Raw genomic sequence first — 23213 nt, forward strand, 5'->3', positions numbered from 1 at the left:
CTCGTATCGCATGGGTTGGCCGGGTGGTCGGCCAAAAGCCTGGCTGGGCATCGTCCCGGCGCAGGCTTTTTGTTTTTGAGTTCGCTGGAGCAGGCTGCCACGGTTGTTGCTGTGTCATTCCAGGAGGCAGTCTTGCTGCCTGTTGGAATGGCATACGACCCGCCGCCGTCATGCTCCCGGTCTTTCCGGGCGCCACCGAGAGCGCGCCTCCACATCATCGGAGACTACCCATGAGCATGTTCAACAAGGTGACCAAGACCTTCCAATGGGGGCCGCATCAGGTCGTCATGGAAACCGGCGAAATCGCCCGCCAATCGACCGGCGCCGTGCTGGTCAACATTGAAGACACGGTCGTGTTGGCCACGGTCGTGGCGCGCAAGGAAGCCAAGCCCGGCCAGGACTTCTTCCCGCTGACCGTCGACTACATCGAAAAGACCTACGCTGCCGGCAAGATCCCGGGCAGCTTCTTCAAGCGTGAAGGGCGTCCGAGCGAGCTCGAAACCCTGACCAGCCGGCTGATCGATCGTCCGATCCGCCCGCTGTTCCCGGACGGCTTCTTCAACGAAGTGCAGGTGGTCGTGCATGTGCTGAGCTTGAACCCCGAGGTTCAGGCCGACATCGCCGCGATGATTGCCTCGAGTGCCGCCCTGGCGGTGTCAGGCATTCCGTTCAACGGCCCTATCGGTGCCGCCCGCGTGGGCTACATCAATGGCGAATACGTGCTGAACCCGGGCAAGACCCAGCTGGCCGATTCGAAAATGGATCTGGTCGTTGCTGGCACCGAGGCCGCCGTCCTGATGGTCGAGTCCGAGGCTGACCAACTGCCGGAAGACGTGATGCTGGGCGCGGTCGTCTTTGGCCACGACCAGGGCAAGATCGCGATCAACGCGATCCACGATCTGGTGCGCGACGCCGGCAAGCCGGTGTGGGAGTGGCAAGCCCCGGCGAAGGATGAGTCCTTCATCGCCAAGGTCACCGCGCTGGCCGAAGGCCCGCTGCGCGCCGCCTACCAAATCCGTTCGAAGCAGGCTCGCACCCAGGCTTGTCGCGAAGTCACCGCCAACGTGATGGCGTCGCTCAAGGCCGAAGGCGTCGAATTCGACAGCGTGGCGGTTGAGGGCCTGCTGTTCGAAATCGAAGCCCGCATCGTCCGCGGCCAGATCCTGGCCGGCGAGCCGCGTATCGATGGCCGCGACACCCGCACCGTGCGCGCCATTGAAATCCGCAACAGCGTGCTGCCGCGTGTTCATGGTTCGGCGATCTTCACCCGTGGCGAGACCCAGGCCTTGGTCGCGGCCACGCTGGGCACGGAGCGTGACGCGCAGATGATCGACGCCCTGGCAGGGACGTACGACGAGCGCTTCATGCTGCACTACAACATGCCTCCGTTCGCCACCGGCGAAACCGGTCGCGTGGGCAGCCCGAAGCGCCGTGAAATCGGCCATGGCCGTCTTGCCAAGCGTGCGCTGGTCGCCGCGCTGCCGAGCAAGGAAGACTTCCCCTACACGATTCGAATCGTCTCGGAAATCACCGAGTCGAACGGTTCGTCGTCGATGGCGTCCGTGTGTGGTGGCTGCCTGGCGCTGATGGATGCGGGCGTGCCGATGAAGGCCCACGTGGCGGGCATCGCCATGGGCCTGATCAAGGAAGGCGCCCGCTTTGCGGTGCTGACCGACATCCTGGGTGACGAAGATCACCTGGGCGACATGGATTTCAAGGTGGCCGGCACCACGACCGGTATCACCGCCCTCCAGATGGACATCAAGATCCAGGGCATCACCAAGGAGATCATGCAGGTGGCTTTGGCTCAGGCCAAGGAAGCACGCATGCACATCCTGGGCAAGATGGTCGAGGCCATGGGTGAGGCGAAGACCGAGGTCAGCCAGTTTGCGCCGCGTCTGTACACCATGAAGATCAATCCGGAGAAGATCCGTGACGTGATCGGCAAGGGCGGCGCCACCATCCGCGCGCTGACGGAAGAAACGGGCACCACGATCGACATCGCTGAAGACGGCACCATCACGATTGCCTCGACGGACGGCGACAAGGCGGCCTACGCCAAGAAGCGCATCGAGGAAATCACCGCCGAAGCGGAAGTGGGCAAGGTCTACGAAGGCCCGGTGACCAAGATTCTGGACTTCGGCGCGCTGGTCAACATCCTGCCCGGCAAGGATGGCCTGCTGCACATCAGCCAGATCGCCCACCAGCGCGTCGAGAAGGTCGAGGACTTCCTCAAGGAAGGCCAGGTCGTCAAGGTGAAGGTGCTGGAGACGGACGAGAAGGGCCGCATCAAGTTGTCGATGAAGGCCTTGATGGATCGCCCCGAAGGCATGGAGGAAGAGCCTCGCTTCGAACGTCCCCGTCGTGAAGGTGGCGACCGTGGCGAGCGCGGCGGCCGTGACCGCGGTGATCGTGGTGACCGTGGCGACCGTCCTCGTCGCGAGCGTGCGGAGCAGCGCCCGGAAGGCACGGCGGCTGAAGTGCCGTCCGACGAAGGCCAGGCGCAACAACAGCAGCAGTAAGTCGGCATTCGCCGGACACCAACGCCACCATGCGAGCCATCACCATTCGCGAATTCGGCGCCCCGGAGGTGCTGGTCGAGGCCGAGCGGCCCGACCCGCAGCCGGCCGCCGGCGAATTGCTGATCCGCGTGGCGGCGTCCGGTGTGAACCGGCCCGATGTACTTCAGCGCAAGGGGGCTTATGCGCCCCCCGCGGGAGCGTCGGACTTGCCGGGTCTGGAAGTGGCGGGTGAGATCGTCGGGGGCGATGCGGGCGAGCTGGAGGCAGCTGGCTTTCGCCTCGGTGATCGCATTTGTGCGCTGGTGGCGGGTGGCGGCTATGCCGAGAAGTGCATCGCACCCATTGCCCAGTGCCTGCCTGTGCCTTCCGGTTGGTCGGACGTGGAGGCGGCCACGCTTCCGGAAACGTTCTTCACGGTCTGGTCGAACGTCTTCGACCGTGGGGCGCTCCGGGCCGGCGAGACCCTGCTGGTGCAGGGCGGGTCGTCTGGCATTGGTGTCACGGCCATCCAGCTCGCCAAAGCCATGGGCGCCCACGTGATCGTCACCGCGGGCAGCGATGCCAAGTGCGCGGCATGCGTCGATCTTGGGGCCGATCACGCGATCAACTACCGCACCGGCGATTTCGTGGCGCAGGTGAAGCGATTGACCGCAGGCCGAGGCGTCCACGTCATTCTGGACATGGTGGCGGGCGACTATGTGTCGCGGGAGCTGAGCTGCCTCGCGGACGACGGCCGCCTGGTCATCATTGCCGTCCAAGGTGGCACCAAATCCGAGTTCAATGCAGGAGACGTGCTGCGTCGCCGGCTGACGATCACGGGGTCGACACTTCGGCCGCGGCCCGTCGCCTTCAAGGCGGCGATCGCTCGTTCGCTGCGTGAGAAGGTCTGGCCTCTGTTGGAAGCTGGGCGCATCAGGCCCGTCATCGATCGAGTGTTCAATGCCGCTGACGCGGCGATGGCCCATGCGCTGATGGAGTCCAGCCAGCATGTGGGCAAGATCGTGCTGCGATGGGAATCTGCTTGATCAATCTACGGAAGAGTCAAGAAAAATGAGACGCAAACTGGTGGCTGGCAACTGGAAGATGCACGGCAATCACTCGGCCAATGCCGAGTTGTTGGCCGGCATCGTCGCGGCGCGGCCCTTTGTCTGTGACGTGGCCGTGTGCGTGCCGTTTCCCTACTTGTCGGAGACGGCGGTGGCCCTGGCCGGCAGCGACGTTCGCTGGGGCGCGCAGGATTGCTCGGCCCATGAGCAGGGTGCCTACACGGGTGAGGTGTCGGCCGGGATGCTGCACGAGTTCGGCTGCCGCTATGCGATCGTGGGCCACTCTGAACGTCGCGCCTATCACGCCGAAAGCGATCAACTGGTGGCCGACAAGGCCAAGGCGGCGTTGGCTCGTGGCATCGTGCCGATCGTCTGTGTGGGTGAGACCCTCGCGCAGCGTGAGGCCGGCGAAACGGATGCGGTCGTCAAGCGTCAGTTGTCCGCAGTGATCCACACGCTCGGCCACTGTGTCGGCGAAATGGTGGTGGCCTACGAACCGGTGTGGGCCATCGGAACGGGCAAGACGGCCACGCCGGAGCAGGCGCAGGCCGTCCATGCCCTGCTGCGTGCGCAACTGCGTGCCGCAACGGCCCACGCCGATGCCATGCCCATCCTCTACGGCGGCAGCGTCAAGCCCGACAACGCTGCCACGCTGTTTGCGCAGCCTGACATCGATGGCGGGCTCATCGGTGGCGCATCCCTGAAGGCGGCGGATTTCGTCGCCATTTGTCGCGCAGCTGGTTGAACCGGCCCGCGTCCTCTCGAATCTGGTTTCTCGGAGTCTTTCGAACATGCATATCTGGTTGAACCTGCTGTTGGTGGTGCAAATGCTGGCCGCCATCGCGATGATCGGCCTCGTGCTGGTGCAGCACGGCAAAGGTGCCGACATGGGGGCTTCCTTCGGCAGCGGTGCATCGGGCAGCCTCTTCGGCGCCACGGGCAGTGCGAACTTCCTGTCGCGCTCGACGGCGGTCTGTGCGTCGGTTTTCTTCTTGGCCACCTTGGGCCTGGCGTTCGCTTCGAACAGTGGTGCCGCGCGCGAGGAATCCAGCGGCAGTGTGCTCGATCGTGCTGCGCCGGCTGCTGAAGTTGCCTCAGGTGCGGCCTCTGGCGCCGCGTCGGCGCCTGCGGCTGCCGCTTCGTCGGGCCCCGCGATCCCCACGCAGTGACCTTCGCTCCCGGGGCGCTGTATCAGGAACGCATAAGTCTCTTGTGTTTCTTCGGCAAAACCCTGGGAAGGGCCTGACAATCAGGCTAGAATTTGAGGCTGTTCAGTAAGCAACCCTCACGCAAGCTGAACGGCTCATGCAAGGGCCTGAAGTGATGAGAGCCAAGTGGTTCGTGTCGCGGCCCATGCAGAGAGTGCACGTGCCGACGTGGTGAAATTGGTAGACACGCTATCTTGAGGGGGTAGTGGCGAAAGCTGTGCGAGTTCGAGTCTCGCCGTCGGCACCAAAGTTCTATCGATCAGGTCCTCATCCGGTGCCTGGTCGGGCGCCCTGAATCGAACAGGGAATGAGCTGGGCGCGCTGAGTTCGTCGAGCGGGGGTTTTCAAAGCCTTCGTTCATCGGACGGCGCGCCTTTCTCGTGGCCGGATGTGACAACTGACGACTGCTGGACACCCGACCATGGACCTGCAACCTTATCTCCCCGTCATCCTCTTCATCCTGGTCGGTGCGGCGGTCGGTGTGCTGCCCCAGATCATCGGCTTTGTGTTCGGCCCGAACCGGCCCGACGCGGAAAAGAACTCTCCCTACGAATGCGGCTTCGAAGCCTTTGAAGACGCGCGCATGAAGTTCGACGTCCGGTATTACCTGGTCGCCATCCTCTTCATCCTCTTCGATCTCGAAATAGCCTTCCTCTTTCCGTGGGCGGTCTCACTGAAAGACATCGGTGCGCCCGGTTTCTGGGCCATGATGGTTTTCCTGACCATCCTGGTGGTCGGCTTCATCTACGAATGGAAGAAGGGCGCTCTCGACTGGGAGTAGTGGGGCTTCAGGTTCGGTGGGCCCGTCGGCCGGTGTCTCGCATAGGCGCCGGTCGTCCCAGGAGCAGCCCGCCGTGCGGCTTGCTCCGCTTCGATGTACTGGAACAAAGATGGGTATCGAAGGCGTTCTGAAAGAAGGCTTTGTCACCACCTCGGTGGACAAGCTGGTGAATTGGTCCAAGACGGGGTCGTTGTGGCCGATGACGTTTGGCCTGGCGTGCTGCGCCGTCGAGATGATGCACGCCGGTGCGGCGCGCTATGACATCGACCGGTTCGGCATGCTGTTCCGTCCCAGCCCCCGGCAGAGCGACCTGATGATCGTCGCCGGCACGCTGTGCAACAAGATGGCCCCGGCTCTGCGCAAGGTGTACGACCAGATGGCCGAACCGCGCTGGGTGTTGTCGATGGGCTCGTGCGCCAACGGCGGCGGCTACTACCACTACAGCTATTCGGTCGTGCGTGGTTGCGACCGCATCGTTCCGGTGGATGTCTACGTGCCGGGCTGTCCGCCCACCGCAGAAGCGTTGCTCTACGGCATCTTGCAGCTGCAGGCCAAGATCCGTCGCGAAAACACGATCGCTCGCTGAGAATCGCATGACCCAGAAACTGGACAACCTGCAGGCCGCGCTCGAATCCGTGCTCGGCGGTCGCATCAAGACCTTCAAGCGAGACCGTGGTGAGATCACCATCACGGTGGCTGCCGCGGATTGGTTCGACGTCGCGAAGCAGTTGCGCGACGATGCTCGCCTGCGCTTCGAGCAACTGGTCGACCTGTGTGGCATGGACATGTCGGCCTACCGCGACGAGCCGAACGACGGCCCGCGCTACTGCGTGGTCTCGCACCTGCTGTCGGTCAGCCTGAACTGGCGCCTTCGCGTGAAGGTGTTTGCTCCGGATGACGACCTGCCGATGGTGCCGGCGGTCACGCCGATCTGGACGTCGGCCAACTGGTTCGAGCGTGAAGCCTTCGACCTCTACGGCATCCTGTTCGAAGGTCACCAGGACCTGCGGCGAATCCTCACCGACTACGGTTTCATCGGTCACCCGATGCGCAAGGATTTCCCGGTCACTGGGCATGTCGAAATGCGCTACGACGCGGAGTCCAAGCGCGTCATCTACCAGCCGGTGACCATCGAGCCGCGCGAGATCACGCCCCGCGTGATCCGCGAAGACAACTACGGCGGCCTGCACTGATCCGATATCGTCATGGCAGAGATCAAGAACTACACCCTCAACTTCGGCCCGCAGCACCCGGCCGCCCACGGCGTGCTGCGCCTGGTGCTCGAGCTCGATGGCGAAGTCATCCAGCGCGCCGACCCTCACATCGGCCTGCTGCATCGCGCCACTGAGAAGCTGGCCGAGAGCAAGACTTTCATTCAGTCGCTGCCGTACATGGACCGTCTCGACTACGTGTCGATGATGTCCAACGAGCACGCCTACTGCCTGGCCATCGAGAAGCTGCTGGGCCTTGAGGTGCCGCTGCGCGCGCAGTACATCCGCGTGATGTTCGCGGAAATCACCCGCCTGCTGAACCACCTGCTTTGGCTGGGCTGCCACGGGTTGGACTGCGGTGCGATGAACATCCTGATCTACTGCTTCCGCGAGCGGGAAGATCTGTTCGACATGTACGAGGCGGTGTCCGGCGCGCGCATGCACGCGGCCTACTTCCGTCCGGGCGGCGTTTACCGCGATCTGCCTGATGCGATGCCGCAGTACAAGGTCAGCAAGATCAAGAACGAGCGTGCCATCGGCAAGCTCAACGAGAATCGTCAAGGCTCTCTGCTCGACTTCATCGACGATTTCTGCGCCCGATTCCCCAAGAACGTCGACGACTACGAGACGCTCCTGACCGACAACCGGATCTGGAAGCAGCGTACCGTCGGCATCGGTGTGGTGTCGCCTGAGCGCGCGCTGAACCTGGGCTTCACCGGCGCGATGCTTCGGGGCTCGGGCATTGCCTGGGACCTGCGCAAGACCCAGCCGTATGACGTCTACGACAAGATGGACTTCGATGTGCCGGTGGGCGTGAATGGCGACACCTACGATCGCTACCTGGTTCGTGTCGAAGAGCTGCGCCAGTCCAACCGCATCGTCAAGCAGTGCGTAGATTGGTTGCGCAAGAACCCCGGCCCGGTCATCACCGACAACCACAAAGTGGCGCCGCCTTCGCGTGTGGACATGAAGTCCAGCATGGAAGAGCTGATCCACCACTTCAAGCTCTTCACCGAAGGCTTCCATGTGCCGGAGGGCGAGGCGTACGCGGCCGTCGAGCACCCGAAGGGCGAGTTCGGTATTTACCTGGTCAGCGATGGTGCCAACAAGCCGTATCGCTTGAAGATCCGCGCTCCGGGTTTCGCTCATCTGGCCGCGTTGGATGAGATGGCCCGCGGCCACATGATCGCCGACGCCGTGGCGGTGATCGGCACCATGGACATCGTGTTTGGCGAGATCGATCGATGACTCTCTCAGAAGCCACGAAGCAACGCTTCGCCCAGGAAGTGGCGAAGTACCCCGCCGAGCAGAAACAGTCGGCTGTGATGGCCTGCCTGTCGATCGTTCAGCAGGAACAGGGCTGGGTGTCGGTGGAATCCGAGGCCGCCATCGCCGAGTACCTGGGCATGCCCCAGATCGCGGTGCATGAGGTCACGACCTTCTACAACATGTACAACCAGCAGCCGGTCGGCAAGTACAAGCTGAACGTCTGCACCAATCTGCCTTGCCAACTGCGTAACGGGCAGACCGCGCTGGAACACCTGTGCGGCAAGCTGGGCATCGAAGACGGTGGCACCACCGCCGACGGCCTGTTCACCGTGGCCAAGTGCGAATGCCTTGGTGCTTGTGCGGACGCGCCGGTGATGCTGGTCAACGACCGTCAGATGCTGAGCTACATGCAGGCCGACAAGCTTGACGAGCTGGTGGCGGTGATCCGCTCAGCTGAAGGAAAGGCCGCCTGACGCCATGGCTCTCGATCTCTCCCGCTTCCAGGCCACCGGCCTCGAAACCTGCTTCCATGACCGCCATATCGGCGCGCAGATCTACGCCGGCTTGAACGGCAGCAACTGGCGTCTGGCTGACTACCAGGCGCGTGGCGGCTATCAGGCGCTTCGCAAGATCCTGGGTCTTGACGGCGGCGAACCGATGACGCCCGACCAGGTGATTGCCGAGGTCAAGGGTTCCGGGCTTCGGGGCCGAGGCGGTGCCGGGTTCCCGACGGGGCTCAAGTGGAGCTTCATGCCGCGCGCATTCCCGGGCCAGAAGTACTTGGTCTGCAATTCGGACGAAGGGGAACCGGGCACCTGCAAGGATCGAGACATCCTTCGCTTCAACCCGCACATCGTGATCGAAGGCATGGCCATCGCCGCCTACGCGATGGGCATCTCCGTGGGCTACAACTACATCCACGGCGAGATCTTCGAGGTCTACGAGCGCTTCGAAGAGGCACTGCGTGAAGCACGCGCAGCAGGGTTCCTCGGCGACAAGATCATGGGCAGTGGCTTCAGCTTCCAGCTGCATGCCCACCACGGTTTTGGCGCTTACATCTGCGGTGAAGAGACCGCACTGCTGGAATCGCTGGAAGGCAAGAAGGGGCAGCCTCGCTTCAAGCCGCCGTTCCCGGCGAGTTTCGGCCTGTATGGCAAGCCGACGACGATCAACAACACCGAGACGTTCGCTGCGGTGCCATGGATCATCCGCAACGGCGGCCAAGCCTACCTGGAGTGCGGCAAGCCGAACAACGGCGGCACCAAGATCTTCTCGATGGTCGGTGACGTCGAACGCCCGGGCAATTACGAGATCCCGATGGGAACGCCGTTCTCGAAGCTTCTGGAACTCGCGGGTGGTGTGAAGGGTGGCAAGCTCAAAGCCGTGATCCCCGGTGGTTCGTCTGCGCCCGTGCTGCCGGCCGGGGTGATGATGGATTGCACGATGGACTATGACTCCATCGCCAAGGCGGGCTCAATGCTGGGTTCTGGCGCGGTGATCGTGATGAACGACACCCGCTGCATGGTGAAGAGCTTGTTGCGTCTGTCCTATTTCTACACCCACGAATCCTGCGGTCAGTGCACGCCGTGCCGCGAAGGTACTGGCTGGCTGTGGCGCCTCGTCAATCGCATCGAGCACGGCGAAGGCCGGGCTGACGACCTGGCGTTGCTGGACAACGTGGCCGAGAACATCATGGGGCGCACCATCTGCGCATTGGGTGACGCAGCGGCGATGCCGGTGCGGGGCATGCTCAAGCACTTCCGCGACGAGTTTGCCTACCACGTCGAGCACAAGACCTGCATGGTCGGCGGCGGGCACGCGCCTGCCCAAGCTCGCGCCCACGCCACGGCCTGACGACGCGAAACAACATGGTTGAAATCGAACTCGACGGTAAGAAGGTCAGCGTCGCCGAAGGCAGCATGGTGATGCATGCTGCAGACGCCGCTGGCACCTACATCCCGCATTTCTGCTATCACAAGAAGCTCTCGATCGCCGCCAACTGCCGTATGTGCCTGGTGGAAGTCGAGAAGGCGCCGAAGCCGATGCCGGCCTGCGCCACGCCGGTGACGCAGGGCATGATCGTTCGCACCAAGAGCGACAAGGCGATCAAGGCCCAGAAGTCGGTGATGGAGTTTCTGCTCATCAATCACCCGTTGGATTGCCCGATCTGCGATCAAGGCGGCGAGTGTCAGTTGCAGGACCTGGCCGTGGGTTACGGTGGGTCCTCGTCTCGCTACCAGGAAGAAAAGCGCGTCGTGTTCCACAAGAACGTCGGCCCGCTGATCTCGATGGAGGAGATGACGCGTTGCATCCATTGCACCCGTTGCGTGCGCTTTGGCCAGGAAGTGGCCGGCGTGATGGAGCTGGGCATGATCCACCGCGGCGAGCATTCGGAGATCACCACGGTGGTCGGCGAGACAGTGGATTCCGAGTTGTCGGGCAACATGATCGACATCTGCCCGGTCGGAGCCTTGACCAGCAAGCCGTTCCGCTACTCGGCCCGTACTTGGGAACTGTCGCGGCGCAAGAGCGTGAGCCCTCATGATTCGACCGGCGCGAACCTGATCGTTCAGGTCAAGAATCACCAGGTGTTGCGTGTCGTTCCGCTTGAGAACGAAGATGTCAACGAATGCTGGATCGCGGATCGCGACCGCTTCAGCTACGAGGCGGTCAACAGCCCTCAGCGCTTGACGCAGCCCATGATCAAGCAGGGCGGGCAGTGGCAGGCCGTGGACTGGAACACGGCGCTGGGCTATGTCGCAGACGGCCTGAAGCGTGTGAAGGTCGAGTTCGGCGCCGAATCGATCGGTGCACTCGGCAGCGTGCACAGTACCGTCGAGGAACTCCACCTGCTCGCCAAGCTCGTTCGTGGCCTGGGCAGTGACAGCGTGGACCACCGTCTGCGCCATGCCGACTTCACGGCGGGCGAGGGCGTTCAGTGGCTCGGCACATCGATCGCGTCGCTCTCGAAGCTCGAGCGGGTGTTGGTCGTGGGCTCGTTCCTGCGCAAGGATCACCCCCTGTTCGCCCAGCGGATCCGCCAAGCGGCCCGCCATGGCGCCAAGGTGCTCAGCCTGAATGCCGCCCACGACGATTGGGCGATGCCAGTGGCTGCACAGATCACCGCGGCTCCGGGTTACTGGGCACAGGCCCTGGCCGATATCGCTGGCTACATCGCCAGCGCCCGTGGCATCCAGGCGCCGGTCCAGGCGATGGTGTCGCCGCAGGCCGAGGTGGTGGCCAACGCGCTGCTGTCGGGTGAGCGCAAGGCCATTCTTCTGGGCAATGCGGCCGCACAGCATCCGCAAGCTTCCACGCTGCTCGCGCTGGCCAACTGGATTGGTGAACAAACGGGCGCGACCGTCGGCTTCCTCACCGACGGTGCGAACCGCGTCGGTGCCCAACTGGTGGGCGCGCAGCCGAAGAGCGGCGGCCTGAATGCGGGCCAGATGCTGAGCAAGCCCATGAAGGGGCTGCTGCTGCTGAATGTCGAGCCTACGCTCGATGCGGCCGATGCCGCTGCGGCTCGCGCTGCGCTCCAAGGTTCCGGGCTGGTGGTCGCTCTCACGTCATTCAAGGACGCCGCGGTCGACAACGCCGACGTACTGCTGCCGATCGCGCCGTTCACCGAAACCGGCGGCTGTTTCGTGAACGCAGAAGGGCGTGTGCAGGCGTTCCATGGCGTCGTCCGTGCGCTGGGCGACAGCCGTCCTGCCTGGAAGGTGCTGCGCGTTCTGGGCAATCTGCTGGGCCTGCCCGGCTTCGGCCATGAGTCGGTCGAAGAAGTGCGTGCTGAAGCGTTGGGTGACGTTGCCGGCATCCCGCAACGCCTCTCGAACGTCAGCAAGGCCGGTTTGCAACCCGCAGCGTCGCCGCAGGGGCTGCAACGCCTGGCAGATGTGCCCATCTACTCGACCGACGGTCTCGTGCGCCGGGCGACGTCGCTCCAACTGACGGCTGACGCCAAGGCCCCGGTGGCGCACCTGCCCAAGGCAGTGTGGGATCAGCTGGGGTTGAAGGAAGGCGGTCGAGTCCGCGTGTCTCAAGGGCAGGGCAGCGTCGTGTTGCAGGCCGTGCTGGACACCAATCAGGCGGCCAGCGTGGTGCGTGTGCCGGCTGGTCACCCCGACACAGCGGCGCTGGGGGCGATGTTCGGCCCAATCACCGTCGAAGTGGCCTGAGGCCGAGCAGGACGCAGGAATCCTCATGATCGATAGCTTCAACCAAGCCGGCCTCGAGCTGATGGGCGGCGTGCTGTGGCCAGTGGTCTGGTCACTGATCAAGATCGTCGTCGTCGTCGCGCCCTTGATGGGCTGCGTGGCCTATCTGACGCTCTGGGAGCGCAAGGCCATCGGCTGGTCGCAGATTCGCCCCGGCCCCAACCGGGTTGGCCCGTTCGGGCTGCTCACGCCAATCGCCGATGCGGTCAAGCTGGTCTTCAAAGAGATCATCCGCCCGACAGCAGCCAACAAGGGCCTGTTTTTCCTGGGCCCGGTGATGACCATCATGCCGGCGCTGGCGGCTTGGGCGGTGGTGCCCTTTGGCCCTGAAGTGGCCCTCGCCAATGTCAACGCGGGCCTGCTGTTCCTGATGGCGATCACCTCGATGGAGGTCTATGGCGTGATCATCGCCGGCTGGGCTTCGAACTCGAAGTACGCCTTCCTCGGGGCGCTGCGTGCATCGGCGCAGATGGTCTCCTATGAGATCGCGATGGGCTTTGCGCTGGTCGTCGTCCTGATGGTGTCGGGCAGCTTGAACATGACGGACATCGTCATGGGCCAAGGCAAGGGGCGCATGGCCGACATGGGACTGGGCATGCTGTCGTGGAACTGGCTGCCGCTGCTGCCGGTGTTCGTTGTCTACTTCATCTCGGGCCTGGCTGAAACCAACCGTCACCCGTTCGACGTGGTGGAAGGTGAGTCCGAGATCGTGGCAGGCCACATGATCGAGTACTCGGGGATGTCGTTCGCGATGTTCTTCCTGGCCGAGTACGCCAACATGATCCTGGTCTCCACGCTGTGCGTGCTGATGTTCCTGGGCGGTTGGTTGAGCCCGTTCGCGTTCCTGAGCTTCATTCCTGGCTGGATCTGGCTGGCCATCAAGGTCTTCGTGGTCGTCACGATGTTCTTGTGGGTTCGTGCCACGTTCCCCCGCTTCCGGTACGACCAGATCATGCGTCTGGGCTGGAAGATCTTCATCCCCGTCACGCTGGTGTGGCTGGTTGTCGTGGGTCTGTGGATCCAGTCGCCATTCAACATCTGGCAGTAAGGCGAGGTCGAAACCCAAATGTCTGCTGTCGCTTCCCTGAAAGACGTCTTTTCCAGCTTCCTGCTGTCGGAGCTGTGGAAAGGCCTGATGCTCACCGGTCGCCACTTCCTGTCGCCCACCATCACGGTGCAGTTCCCGGAAGAAAAAACGCCGTTGTCGCCGCGGTTCCGTGGTCTGCACGCTCTGCGCCGTTATGAAAATGGCGAAGAGCGCTGCATCGCCTGCAAGCTTTGCGAAGCGGTGTGCCCGGCCATGGCGATCACGATCGAGTCGGATGTTCGCGCCGATGGCTCGCGGCGTACCACCCGATACGACATCGACTTGACCAAGTGCATCTTCTGCGGCTTCTGCGAAGAAAGCTGCCCGGTCGATTCCATCGTCGAGACGCACATCTTTGAATACCACGGCGAGAAGCGCGGCGACTTGTACTTCACCAAGGACATGTTGCTGGCGGTAGGCGATCGCTACGAAAAAGAAATCGCTGCCAACAAGGAGGCTGACGCGAAGTACCGCTGACGCGGTCACCGCGCGAGATCACGATGAACACGACCTCCGCTCTCTTCTACCTGTTTTCGGCCATCCTGTTGGTTTCGGCGTTCCGCGTCGTCACGGCGCGCAGCACTGTCCACGCGGCACTGTTCCTGGTGCTGGCGTTCTTCAACGCTGCCTGCATCTGGATGCTGTTGAAGGCCGAGTTCCTGGCCATCACCCTGGTGCTGGTCTACGTTGGCGCCGTCATGGTGCTCTTCCTCTTCGTCGTGATGATGCTCGACATCAACACAGACAGCATGCGAGAGGGTTTCTGGACGCACTTTCCATTGGCCGCTTTCATCGGGGTACTGATCGCCCTTGAAATGGCACTTGTCTTGAAGACGGGTTTCAGCGTCCGCGAAGTGAAGCCGCTGGAGCCGGCCTATGCGGAGCTGGGCAACACCCGGGCGCTGGGCAAGATGATCTACACCCAGTATCTGTATCCGTTGCAGGTCGCTGCGGTGCTGCTGCTGGTGGCCATCATCGCCGCCATTGCGCTGACCCTGCGCAAGCGCAAGGACAGCCGCTATCAGGACCCGTCGCAACAAGTGCGGGCCAAGAAGGCTGACCGGGTGCGCCTGGTCAAGATGGATGCCGTGGTCGAGAAGCCGGCCGCATCTGCCACCCAGCAAGGAGGCCAGGCATGACCGCCGCTGGCATCACCCTCGGCCACTACCTGTCATTGGGCGGTATTCTGTTCGCCCTCTCGGTGGTCGGCATCTTCATGAACCGGCGCAACCTGATCGTCCTGCTGATGGCGATCGAACTGATGCTGCTGGCTGTCAACATGAACTTCGTCGCCTTCTCGCACTATCTGGGCGACATGGACGGCCAGGTGTTCGTGTTCTTCATCCTCACCGTGGCAGCGGCCGAGTCGGCGATCGGCCTGGCCATCCTCGTCGTGTTGTTCCGCAATCGCGCAACGATTGCGGTCGACGAGCTGGACTCCCTCAAGGGCTGATGGCCTGAAGCACCCAACGCCCACAGAAGAACATGTCTGCACAACTCTCTCAGAACCTGCTCCTGACGGTGCCGCTGGCGCCGCTGGCCGGCTCCGTGATCGCCGGTTTGTTCGGCAAGGCGGTGGGTCGGCGCGGCGCTCACCTGATCACCATCCTCGGCGTCCTGGTTTCGTTCATCGTCTCGGCGATGGTGTTGAAGTCGGTCGCCATGGACGGCGCCCGTTTCAATGCCACGATTTACGAGTGGATGAACCTGGGCGGCCTGAAGATGGAGGTGGGCTTCCTCATCGACGGCCTCACCGCCATGATGATGTGCGTGGTGACCTTCGTGTCCCTGATGGTGCACATCTACACCATCGGCTACATGGAGGAAGATCCGGGCTACCAGCGCTTCTTCTCGTACATCTCTCTGTTCACCTTCTCGATGCTCATGCTGGTCATGAGCAACAACTTCCTGCAGCTGTTCTTCGGCTGGGAAGCGGTGGGCTTGGTGTCGTACCTGCTGATTGGCTTCTGGTACAAGAAGCCGACGGCAATATTCGCCAATATGAAGGCGTTCCTCGTCAACCGCGTGGGCGACTTCGGCTTCATCCTGGGCATCGGCCTGGTGCTGGCGTATACCGGCACGCTGAACTACGCAGAAGTCTTCGGCAAGGCAGAAGAGTTTTCGAAGATTCCGTTCCCGCTGCCGCTGTTCGGCGGCGAGTGGATGCTGGTGACGGTGACCTGCATCTGCCTGTTCATCGGCGCGATGGGCAAGAGCGCCCAGTTCCCGTTGCATGTCTGGCTGCCTGATTCGATGGAGGGCCCGACCCCCATTTCGGCGCTGATCCACGCCGCCACGATGGTGACGGCAGGCATCTTCATGGTCACCCGCATGTCGCCTTTGTTCGAGTTGTCGGACACCGCGCTGAATTTCGTGATGGTGATCGGTGCCATCACGGCGTTGTTCATGGGTTTCCTGGGCATCATCCAGAACGACATCAAGCGGGTGGTCGCGTATTCGACGCTGTCGCAGCTCGGCTACATGACGGTGGCGCTGGGCGCCTCGGCGTACTCGGTGGCGGTGTTCCACCTGATGACCCACGCGTTCTTCAAGGCACTGCTGTTCCTGGGCGCGGGCTCGGTGATCATCGGCATGCACCATGACCAGGACATCCGCAACATGGGCGGCCTGCGCAAGTACATGCCCATCACCTGGATCACCTCGCTGCTGGGTTCGCTCGCGCTGATCGGTACCCCTTTCTTCGCAGGCTTCTACTCCAAGGATTCGATCATCGAGGCGGTGCACGCCAGCCATTTGCCTGGTGCCGGGTTTGCGTATTTCGCCGTGGTGGCGGGCGTCTTCGTGACGGCGTTCTATTCGTTCCGCATGTATTTCCTGGTCTTCCATGGCAAGGAACGCTTCCACCACAAGCCCTTCCCGGGCGAGCACGATCACCACGACGATCATGGCGAGCATCACGATCCGCATGAGTCGCCTTGGGTCGTCACGGTGCCGTTGCTGCTGCTGGCGATCCCGTCGGTCGTGATCGGTTTCCTGACGATCCAGCCGATGCTCTACGGCGAATTCTTCAAGGATGCCATCACGGTGCATGGGGAGCATCACCATGCCATGGCTGAGTTGGCTGAGGAGTTCCACGGCGCCGCAGCAATGGCCTTGCATGCGCTGTCGACGCTGCCTTTCTGGCTTGCGCTGGCCGGCGTGGTGGTGGCCTACGTGTTCTACATGATCAAGCCTGGTATCCCGGCGGCCATCGCTCGGGCGCTGTCGCCGATCGTGAAGATCCTCGAAAACAAGTACTACATGGACTGGATCAACGAAAACATCCTCGCGGCGGCCGCCCGTGCTTTGGGCCGGGGCCTGTGGAAGGGTGGTGACGTGGCCATCATTGACGGCATCGTCAACGGTTCAGCCAGCACGGTGGGTGCCTTCTCCCGCGTCGTGCGCACGGTGCAGACGGGCCATCTGTCTTGGTACGCGCTGGTCATGGTGCTCGGTGTGTTCGGGTTGATGACATGGCAACTGTGGCCCTATCTGATGGGCCTGATCGCTCACTGACGAACAAGAGCGGAGAATAAGAATGGGTCTTTTGAGCGTTGCCATCTGGCTGCCGATCGCCTTCGGCGCGGTGCTGCTGGCGTTCGGGCGGGACAGCAACCGTGGCGCCACCCGTTGGCTGGCGCTGATCGGCGCTGTGCTGAGCTTCCTGGTCACCTTACCGCTGATCTCCGGATTCGATGCGGGTACGGCTGCCATGCAGTTCCAGGAGAATCTGGCGTGGATCGAGCGCTTCAATGTGCGCTACCACCTGGGTGTGGATGGCATTTCGGTCTGGTTCGTTCTGCTGACGGCGTTTATCACCGTGATTGTGGTGATCGCGGGGTGGGAGGTGATCACCGAGCGTGCGCACCAATACATGGGCGCGTTCCTGATCCTGTCGGGCTTGATGGTGGGCGTGTTCTCGGCCGTCGACGGGCTGCTGTTCTACGTCTTCTTCGAAGCCACGCTGATTCCGATGTACATCATCATCGGCATCTGGGGTGGGCCGCGCCGGGTGTATGCAGCGTTCAAGTTCTTCCTCTACACCCTCCTGGGGTCACTGCTGATGCTGGTGGCCTTGGTGTACCTGTACTTCAAGTCGGGCGGCAGCTTCGAAATCCTCGAATGGCACAAACTGCCGTTGACGATGGGCGCACAGGCGTTGCTGTTCTTCGCCTTCTTCGCGGCCTTCTCCGTCAAGGTGCCGATGTGGCCGGTGCATACCTGGTTGCCGGATGCGCACGTCGAAGCCCCCACCGGTGGCTCGGTGGTGCTGGCGGCGATCATGCTGAAGCTCGGTGCCTACGGGTTCCTGCGTTTTTCGATGCCGATCGCTCCGGATGCCAGCCGTGAATACGCCTGGTTCATCATTGCGCTCAGCTTGATTGCGGTGATCTACATCGGCCTGGTGGCGATGGTCCAGCAGGACATGAAGAAGCTGGTCGCGTATTCGTCGATCGCCCACATGGGTTTCGTGACGCTCGGCTTCTTTGTCTTCAACGAGCTGGGCGTCTCCGGTGGCCTGGTGCAGATGATCTCGCACGGTTTTGTCTCAGGTGCGATGTTCCTGTGCATCGGTGTGTTGTACGACCGCGTCCACTCGCGTGAAATCGCGGCCTATGGCGGCGTGGTCAACACCATGCCCAAGTTCGCGGCGTTCGCCTTGCTGTTTGCGATGGCCAACTGCGGCTTGCCGGGCACCGCCGGCTTCATCGGCGAATGGATGGTGATTTTGGGCACCGTGAAGGTGAACTTCTGGCTGGGCGCGCTCGCTGCCACGGCGTTGATCTTCGGCGCGGCCTATACCTTGTGGATGTACAAGCGCGTGTATTTCGGCGACGTGGCCAACGACGACGTCAAGGCGCTGCAAGACATCAACGCTCGCGAATTCTTCATGATGGCGGTCCTGGCCGTCGCGGTGCTGGCCATGGGCCTGTACCCGAAGCCCTTCACCGATGTGATGCACGTGTCCGTGAACGAGCTGCTGCAGCACGTGGCCAACTCCAAACTGCCCAAGCTGCCCTGAGGCCGCCGCCGGAGTGCTTCCCATGACACAAATGAACTGGCTCGTCGCCTATCCCGAGATCCTGCTGCTGGTGGCCGCCTGTGTGGTGGCCCTGGTGGACCTCACCGTTACCGACCCGAAACGCCGCGTCACCTTCTGGCTGACCCAACTGTCCTTGGCTGCCGTGGCGGTGATGCATGGCCTTGCCCTGAACACGGGCCTGAGCGCGGAGGGCGCTGCAGCATCTGTCTATGGCATGCAGGGTCTCGTCGTCTCCGACCCGATGGGCCACATGCTGGCGCTGTGTGCGGCGTTGACGATGATGGTCACGCTGGCGTACGCCGCCCCCTATGTCGGCGAACGCGATCTGCTCAAGGGCGAGTTCTTCACCCTGTCGATGTTCGTGCTGCTCGGGATCTCGGTGATGATTTCGGCCACCAACTTCCTGGTGATCTACGTCGGCCTGGAGTTGATGAGCTTGTCGCTCTACGCCTTGGTGGCCCTGCGCCGTGACCATGGCTTGGCGACGGAAGCGGCGATGAAGTATTTCGTCCTCGGTGCGCTGGCCAGTGGCTTCCTGCTGTATGGCATGTCGATGATGTACGGCGCCACCGGTTCGCTGGATCTGGCGACTGTGTTGTCGACCATCGCCAAGGGGCAGATCAACCCGACGGTGTTGACGCTGGGGGTGGTCTTCATCGTCGCCGGCCTGGGCTTCAAGCTGGGCGTCGTGCCGTTCCACATGTGGGTGCCCGACGTCTACCAAGGGGCCCCCACTGCCATCACGCTGATGATTGCCGGCGCGCCCAAGCTCGCGGCGTTCGCCATCGCGATTCGTCTGCTGGTCGAAGGCCTTGCTGGCGTCGCCCACGATTGGCAGCAGATGCTGATCGTGCTGTCGGTCTTGTCGATGGTGATCGGCAACCTTGCTGCGATCGCGCAGACCAACTTGAAGCGGCTGCTGGCCTTCTCGGCCATCGCCCAGCTCGGCTTCATGCTGCTGGGCCTGACGCCAACCGTGATCGACGCGAACACGGCCGCGGCCGCCAACGGCTACAGCTCGGCGATGTTCTATGTGGTCACCTATGTGCTGACCACGCTCGGCACCTTCGGCCTGGTGATGTACCTGTCTCGCGCTGGCTTCGAGAGCGAAGAGATCTCGGATCTGGCCGGGTTGGCCAAGCGCAGCCCCTGGCTGGCTGGCGTCATGACGATCTTCATGTTCTCGCTGGCCGGCGTGCCGCCGATGGTGGGTTTCTACGCGAAGTTCGCCGTGCTGCAGGCCTTGGTGGTGACCAACGATCCCGGCTACATCACCCTGGCTGTCGTCGCCGTGCTGCTGTCGCTGATCGGCGCCTACTACTACCTGCGTCTGGTCAAGGTCATGTACTTTGATGAGCCTGCGGTCGGCTCCCCGCGCGTCGAGTCTCGCGGCGGTGCAGGCGCCTTGCTGGCCTGCAACGGTGCCGCTGCACTGCTGCTGGGCGTGCTGCCTGACGGCCTGATGGCTCTTTGCCGCGACGTGGTCGTCCGCGCCTTGGCCGGCTGATTTGGCTTTCCGACCATAACCGGGGCTGAAGTAAATGTCTCAGGCCGCGTCGGTCTGGCTGGTGTTGGTTGCGGCGATCGTCGCGGCCAACCTGCCGTTCATGAACGAACGGCTTTTCGCCGTGGGCCCGAGGCGTCCTCAGAAGCCCTTCGGTTGGCGCCTGGTGGAGTTGGTGGTCTTCGCGATGATTACCTGGGGCCTGGGTGTGGGTCTGGAGTCCTCGATCGGGCAGCGCGCGACCCAAGGCTGGGAGTTCTACGCGGCGGGGGCGTGCCTTTTCATCACCCTGGCGTCGCCTGGCTTCGTCTGGCGCTACCTCCGTCGGCGCACCCATGATGAAGTGGCGGGGGGCGAGGTGCCTTGAGTGAGGCCGACGCCCACCTGATCGAGGAACCCCACGAGCGGCGTCAGCTGCTGCGAGGCAACTTCCTTGATGTGCGAGGCGACACGATCCGGTTGCCGGACGGCGATCTCGCGAGCCGCGAATACATCGTTCACCCTGGTGCGGTGGTGGTGGTGCCCTTTCTTGATGATGGCCGACTCGTGCTGGAGCGCCAGTACCGCTACCCGTTGTCCCAGGTGTTGCTGGAATTTCCCGCCGGAAAGATCGATCCCGGTGAATCCACCTGCCGTTGCGCGGAGCGCGAATTGGCCGAGGAGACGGGGTATCGCGCCCAAGAGTGGGCTTACGCCGCGAGGATGCACAACGCACCGGCCTACTCGACCGAGTTCATCGAAATCTGGTTCGCCCGCGGGCTGAGCCTGGGTGAACGGCACCTCGACCACGGCGAGTTGATCGACGTGGTGGCCATGTCCGAGGGCGAATTGGACCGACTGGCCCGTGAAGGCGCGCTGACCGACGCCAAGACCTTGATTTCGCTGATGTGGCTGCAAAAGTGGCGCGCTGGCGAATGGGCTCTCAACTGGCGCTCTGCAGAAGACTGGTCGCGCTGCCGATAATCCGCGCCATGAAGGTTCTCGATCTGCGATGTGCGCACGGGCACGGCTTCGAAGGCTGGTTTGCCTCCGAGGACGACTATGCCCATCAGCAGGAACGGGGATTGGTCGAATGCCCACTCTGTGGCGACAAATCGGTTCATCGTTTGCCGAGTGCGCCGCGCCTGAACCTGGGCGCGACGGCGCCGGCAGAGGAGCGGCGGACGGCCAACCCGCCGCAGCCCAGTCCCGAAGCGGTCACGCTTCAGAACATGTGGGTCGAGGCCGTGAAGCACGTCATGGAGCGCACCGAGGACGTGGGCGAGCGATTCCCGGAAGAGGCTCGCAAGATGCACTACGGGGAAGCCGAATCACGCGGCATCCGCGGTCAGGCCACGCCTGAGCAGCGCGCCGAGTTGGCCGACGAAGGCATCGACGTGGTGACGCTGCCCGTTCCGCCATCGCTCAAAGGCCCGGCGCACTGATCTCGCGTCACAGGCGGAAGACCGCAGGCTGCAGATTCGTCAGACGACGCGGCCGGGGTTCATGATGCCCGTCGGGTCCAGAGCGTCTTTGATGGCCCGCATCATCCGCACGCCGACCGCCGAGCCTCGCCGGGCCAATTCGTCTCGCTTCAGGGCGCCGATGCCATGTTCGGCAGAGAACGAGCCGCCCAGTCGCTGCACTTCGTCGTAGACCAGTTGATTGATGCGGGATTCGTGCCGAGCCAGGAAATCGGCTGCGGCAGCTCCGGCGGGTGCCTGCAGGTTGTAGTGCAGGTTGCCGTCGCCCAGGTGACCGAAGCACACGATGCGCGACCCAGGGGCGGCCTGCGCCAGCGTTGCGGCCATGCGCTCAACGAAGCCGGCGATGTCCGACACGGGCAGCGAGATGTCGTGCTTGATGTTCAAGCCTTCCTGGCTCTGGGCCAGTGGAATCGATTCGCGCAGATGCCACAGGCCCTGGGATTGGGCGAGGCTCGATGCGACCACGGCATCGCTCACGTCGCCTTCTTCCATCGCTGATTCGAGCACGGCGGACATCCGCTCACGCTCTTCGGACTCGGCGGCCGTGCCCCCCGTCTCAATCAACACCGTCCAAGGTGCGGTGGGCAGCGGTTGCGGCAGCTGCGGAAAGTGCTGCGCGACGAGCGACAGCGCAAAGCGCTGCATCAACTCGAAGCCGGTGAGGTCGGCGCCGAGCCGGCGGCGGGCGAGGCCCAGCAGGCGCACCGCTGCCTCGACAGATTCACACGCAGCCAGTGCCGTCACTGTGGACGCAGGGCGCGGAAACAGCTTCAAGGTAGCCGCAGTGATGATGCCGAGGGTGCCTTCGCTGCCGATGAACAGGTCTCGCAGGTCGTAGCCGGTGTTGTTCTTGCGCAAGCCCGACAATGCTGACCACAGCTCGCCCTGTGGCGTGACCACCTCCAGCCCGAGACAGAGTTCTCGCGCATTGCCGTAGCGCAGCACCTGCGTGCCCCCGGCATTGCTGGCGAGGTTGCCGCCGATGGTGCAACTGCCTTCGGCCGCGAGACTCAGCGGGAACAGCAGGTCATGGGCGTCGGCCTCCTGCTGCACCGCTTGCAGCACGCAACCGGCCTCCACCGTCATCGTGAGGTTGTCGGCGTCGATCTGGCGGATGCCGTTCAGGCGGGTGAGGCTCATCAAGACTTGACGTCCGCTGTCGTCTGGAACGCCGCCGCCCACGAGGCCGGTGTTGCCGCCTTGCGGCACGATTGGCACGCCCGCGGCAGCGCAGGCTCGCACCACCGCGGCAACTTCGTCGGCCTGGCCTGGCCGCACGACGGCCAGAGCCCTGCCGCGATAGCGCTTGCGCCAGTCGACTTCGTAACTGTCGAGCCCATCGCCTTGCAGCACCTGCTCGGCACCGACGATGGTTTGCAATATCGGGACGAGTGCGTCACTCATGCTGGGCTGTCGGGATCGGTTCACCACGGGGAGTGGCGGGATTCGTTTCGGCGGCGGCGCGCTTCTGGCGCCAGCGCACGTGAGCCGCGCAGGCCACAAAGAGCCCGATCGACAACGCGATCTCCGCCAAGGCCAGCCACTGGGCGCGGCCGTTATCGCTGCCCACCCTCACCAGGCCTTCGGTGGCATAGAGCCACACCAGCAGGCTGAGCCAGCGGTAGGTGTACATCCGCATGCGAAGCAGGCCTGGCAGGGCAGGCAGCAAGGGCAGGGCCTTGATCGCCAGGGTGCCCCGGCCCGTGGGGGCCAGCCACAGCTCCCACGCGATGCACAGAATGACCAAGGCCAGCCAGAGGGCGATGGCAGCAGCGCGCGTGGCCAGCGTCGGCCCGTCGGGCGCGAGCGAAGCCGGCGCGACCGAAGGGGGCGTTGCAGACATGGGTGGCATGAT

The 23213-nt window shown here is 63.3% G+C and carries 23 protein-coding genes and 1 tRNA gene; 22 read left to right on the top strand and 2 right to left on the bottom strand.

The annotated features are described in order from the left end of the window. Positions 1–230: 230 nt before the first annotated feature. The 22 genes from pnp to AACH06_RS20780 all read left to right on the top strand — a co-directional run bounded on the left by pnp (position 231) and on the right by AACH06_RS20780 (position 21316). The gene (gene pnp / locus AACH06_RS20675; RefSeq protein ID WP_341427661.1) at positions 231–2522 is read left to right on the top strand and encodes a polyribonucleotide nucleotidyltransferase; all 2292 of its coding nucleotides are present in this window, start codon (positions 231–233) and stop codon (positions 2520–2522) included. Positions 2523–2551: 29 nt separating this feature from the next. After that, positions 2552–3547 carry an NAD(P)H-quinone oxidoreductase gene (locus tag AACH06_RS20680; protein ID WP_341427662.1) on the top strand — a complete coding sequence of 332 codons (996 nt, stop codon included), beginning with the start codon at positions 2552–2554 and terminating at the stop codon, positions 3545–3547. 25 nt (positions 3548–3572) lie between these two features. Continuing rightward, entirely contained in the window at positions 3573–4313 is a 741-nt protein-coding gene (gene tpiA, locus AACH06_RS20685) for a triose-phosphate isomerase (protein WP_341427663.1), read from the top strand. A gap of 46 nt (positions 4314–4359) precedes the next feature. Beyond that, entirely contained in the window at positions 4360–4737 is a 378-nt protein-coding gene (secG, locus tag AACH06_RS20690) for a preprotein translocase subunit SecG (protein ID WP_341427664.1), read from the top strand. A gap of 201 nt (positions 4738–4938) precedes the next feature. Continuing rightward, positions 4939–5023: transfer RNA gene (locus AACH06_RS20695), tRNA-Leu, on the top strand. A 174-nt stretch (positions 5024–5197) separates the two neighbouring features. Continuing rightward, a complete protein-coding gene (locus tag AACH06_RS20700) occupies positions 5198–5557 on the top strand; it encodes an NADH-quinone oxidoreductase subunit A (protein ID WP_341427665.1) in 360 nt (119 codons plus the stop codon). A gap of 109 nt (positions 5558–5666) precedes the next feature. Beyond that, a complete protein-coding gene (locus tag AACH06_RS20705; protein ID WP_328577948.1) occupies positions 5667–6143 on the top strand; it encodes a NuoB/complex I 20 kDa subunit family protein in 477 nt (158 codons plus the stop codon). A gap of 7 nt (positions 6144–6150) precedes the next feature. Next, on the top strand, positions 6151–6750 hold the full coding sequence (locus AACH06_RS20710; protein WP_341427666.1) for an NADH-quinone oxidoreductase subunit C: 600 nt from the start codon (positions 6151–6153) through the stop codon (positions 6748–6750). A 12-nt stretch (positions 6751–6762) separates the two neighbouring features. Beyond that, a complete protein-coding gene (locus AACH06_RS20715; RefSeq protein WP_341427667.1) occupies positions 6763–8016 on the top strand; it encodes an NADH-quinone oxidoreductase subunit D in 1254 nt (417 codons plus the stop codon). Further along, positions 8013–8510 (top strand): NADH-quinone oxidoreductase subunit NuoE family protein, encoded by a 498-nt coding sequence (locus tag AACH06_RS20720; RefSeq protein ID WP_341427668.1) that lies wholly within the window; start codon positions 8013–8015, stop codon positions 8508–8510. Before AACH06_RS20715 ends, AACH06_RS20720 begins: the two co-directional genes overlap by 4 nt. A gap of 4 nt (positions 8511–8514) precedes the next feature. Beyond that, a complete protein-coding gene (gene nuoF, locus AACH06_RS20725; protein ID WP_341427669.1) occupies positions 8515–9891 on the top strand; it encodes an NADH-quinone oxidoreductase subunit NuoF in 1377 nt (458 codons plus the stop codon). Positions 9892–9905: 14 nt separating this feature from the next. Continuing rightward, a complete protein-coding gene (gene nuoG, locus AACH06_RS20730; protein ID WP_341427670.1) occupies positions 9906–12218 on the top strand; it encodes an NADH-quinone oxidoreductase subunit NuoG in 2313 nt (770 codons plus the stop codon). 25 nt (positions 12219–12243) lie between these two features. Next, positions 12244–13305, top strand: coding sequence for an NADH-quinone oxidoreductase subunit NuoH (nuoH, locus tag AACH06_RS20735; protein WP_341427671.1), 1062 nt, complete (start codon positions 12244–12246; stop codon positions 13303–13305). 18 nt (positions 13306–13323) lie between these two features. Continuing rightward, positions 13324–13821 carry an NADH-quinone oxidoreductase subunit NuoI gene (gene nuoI, locus AACH06_RS20740; protein WP_341427672.1) on the top strand — a complete coding sequence of 166 codons (498 nt, stop codon included), beginning with the start codon at positions 13324–13326 and terminating at the stop codon, positions 13819–13821. Positions 13822–13844: 23 nt separating this feature from the next. Then, complete coding sequence (locus tag AACH06_RS20745) at positions 13845–14483, top strand: NADH-quinone oxidoreductase subunit J (RefSeq protein ID WP_341427673.1); 639 nt, start codon at positions 13845–13847, stop codon at positions 14481–14483. Then, entirely contained in the window at positions 14480–14797 is a 318-nt protein-coding gene (nuoK, locus tag AACH06_RS20750) for an NADH-quinone oxidoreductase subunit NuoK (RefSeq protein WP_341427674.1), read from the top strand. Before AACH06_RS20745 ends, nuoK begins: the two co-directional genes overlap by 4 nt. Positions 14798–14829: 32 nt before the next feature. Further along, positions 14830–16860 carry an NADH-quinone oxidoreductase subunit L gene (gene nuoL / locus AACH06_RS20755; RefSeq protein ID WP_341427675.1) on the top strand — a complete coding sequence of 677 codons (2031 nt, stop codon included), beginning with the start codon at positions 14830–14832 and terminating at the stop codon, positions 16858–16860. A 22-nt stretch (positions 16861–16882) separates the two neighbouring features. Beyond that, entirely contained in the window at positions 16883–18367 is a 1485-nt protein-coding gene (locus AACH06_RS20760; RefSeq protein ID WP_341427676.1) for an NADH-quinone oxidoreductase subunit M, read from the top strand. Positions 18368–18389: 22 nt separating this feature from the next. Continuing rightward, on the top strand, positions 18390–19895 hold the full coding sequence (gene nuoN, locus AACH06_RS20765; protein ID WP_341427677.1) for an NADH-quinone oxidoreductase subunit NuoN: 1506 nt from the start codon (positions 18390–18392) through the stop codon (positions 19893–19895). A gap of 34 nt (positions 19896–19929) precedes the next feature. Further along, a complete protein-coding gene (locus AACH06_RS20770) occupies positions 19930–20259 on the top strand; it encodes a DUF2818 family protein (protein ID WP_341427678.1) in 330 nt (109 codons plus the stop codon). Further along, the gene (locus AACH06_RS20775) at positions 20256–20855 is read left to right on the top strand and encodes an NUDIX domain-containing protein (RefSeq protein WP_341427679.1); all 600 of its coding nucleotides are present in this window, start codon (positions 20256–20258) and stop codon (positions 20853–20855) included. Before AACH06_RS20770 ends, AACH06_RS20775 begins: the two co-directional genes overlap by 4 nt. Positions 20856–20863: 8 nt before the next feature. After that, entirely contained in the window at positions 20864–21316 is a 453-nt protein-coding gene (locus AACH06_RS20780) for a DUF1178 family protein (RefSeq protein ID WP_341427680.1), read from the top strand. A 39-nt stretch (positions 21317–21355) separates the two neighbouring features. Here AACH06_RS20780 and AACH06_RS20785 read toward each other — a convergent pair whose 3' ends face one another. Next, complete coding sequence (locus AACH06_RS20785; RefSeq protein WP_341427681.1) at positions 21356–22762, bottom strand: FAD-binding oxidoreductase; 1407 nt, start codon at positions 22760–22762, stop codon at positions 21356–21358. Beyond that, positions 22755–23201: a DUF2069 domain-containing protein gene (locus AACH06_RS20790; RefSeq protein WP_341427682.1), complete on the bottom strand. Its 447-nt coding sequence runs from the start codon at positions 23199–23201 to the stop codon at positions 22755–22757. Before AACH06_RS20790 ends, AACH06_RS20785 begins: the two co-directional genes overlap by 8 nt. Positions 23202–23213 lie beyond the last annotated feature (12 nt).

This window comes from Ideonella lacteola (genome assembly GCF_038066555.1).
GTDB classification, from domain to species: Bacteria; Pseudomonadota; Gammaproteobacteria; order Burkholderiales; family Burkholderiaceae_C; genus Ideonella; species Ideonella lacteola.

Coding starts and splice junctions, on each gene's coding strand:
- pnp (WP_341427661.1), top strand. CDS start 231: ATGAGCATGTTCAACAAGGTGACCAAGACCTTCCAATGGGGGCCGCAT.
- AACH06_RS20680 (WP_341427662.1), top strand. CDS start 2,552: ATGCGAGCCATCACCATTCGCGAATTCGGCGCCCCGGAGGTGCTGGTC.
- tpiA (WP_341427663.1), top strand. CDS start 3,573: ATGAGACGCAAACTGGTGGCTGGCAACTGGAAGATGCACGGCAATCAC.
- secG (WP_341427664.1), top strand. CDS start 4,360: ATGCATATCTGGTTGAACCTGCTGTTGGTGGTGCAAATGCTGGCCGCC.
- AACH06_RS20700 (WP_341427665.1), top strand. CDS start 5,198: ATGGACCTGCAACCTTATCTCCCCGTCATCCTCTTCATCCTGGTCGGT.
- AACH06_RS20705 (WP_328577948.1), top strand. CDS start 5,667: ATGGGTATCGAAGGCGTTCTGAAAGAAGGCTTTGTCACCACCTCGGTG.
- AACH06_RS20710 (WP_341427666.1), top strand. CDS start 6,151: ATGACCCAGAAACTGGACAACCTGCAGGCCGCGCTCGAATCCGTGCTC.
- AACH06_RS20715 (WP_341427667.1), top strand. CDS start 6,763: ATGGCAGAGATCAAGAACTACACCCTCAACTTCGGCCCGCAGCACCCG.
- AACH06_RS20720 (WP_341427668.1), top strand. CDS start 8,013: ATGACTCTCTCAGAAGCCACGAAGCAACGCTTCGCCCAGGAAGTGGCG.
- nuoF (WP_341427669.1), top strand. CDS start 8,515: ATGGCTCTCGATCTCTCCCGCTTCCAGGCCACCGGCCTCGAAACCTGC.
- nuoG (WP_341427670.1), top strand. CDS start 9,906: ATGGTTGAAATCGAACTCGACGGTAAGAAGGTCAGCGTCGCCGAAGGC.
- nuoH (WP_341427671.1), top strand. CDS start 12,244: ATGATCGATAGCTTCAACCAAGCCGGCCTCGAGCTGATGGGCGGCGTG.
- nuoI (WP_341427672.1), top strand. CDS start 13,324: ATGTCTGCTGTCGCTTCCCTGAAAGACGTCTTTTCCAGCTTCCTGCTG.
- AACH06_RS20745 (WP_341427673.1), top strand. CDS start 13,845: ATGAACACGACCTCCGCTCTCTTCTACCTGTTTTCGGCCATCCTGTTG.
- nuoK (WP_341427674.1), top strand. CDS start 14,480: ATGACCGCCGCTGGCATCACCCTCGGCCACTACCTGTCATTGGGCGGT.
- nuoL (WP_341427675.1), top strand. CDS start 14,830: ATGTCTGCACAACTCTCTCAGAACCTGCTCCTGACGGTGCCGCTGGCG.
- AACH06_RS20760 (WP_341427676.1), top strand. CDS start 16,883: ATGGGTCTTTTGAGCGTTGCCATCTGGCTGCCGATCGCCTTCGGCGCG.
- nuoN (WP_341427677.1), top strand. CDS start 18,390: ATGACACAAATGAACTGGCTCGTCGCCTATCCCGAGATCCTGCTGCTG.
- AACH06_RS20770 (WP_341427678.1), top strand. CDS start 19,930: ATGTCTCAGGCCGCGTCGGTCTGGCTGGTGTTGGTTGCGGCGATCGTC.
- AACH06_RS20780 (WP_341427680.1), top strand. CDS start 20,864: ATGAAGGTTCTCGATCTGCGATGTGCGCACGGGCACGGCTTCGAAGGC.
- AACH06_RS20785 (WP_341427681.1), bottom strand. CDS start 22,762: ATGAGTGACGCACTCGTCCCGATATTGCAAACCATCGTCGGTGCCGAG.
- AACH06_RS20790 (WP_341427682.1), bottom strand. CDS start 23,201: ATGTCTGCAACGCCCCCTTCGGTCGCGCCGGCTTCGCTCGCGCCCGAC.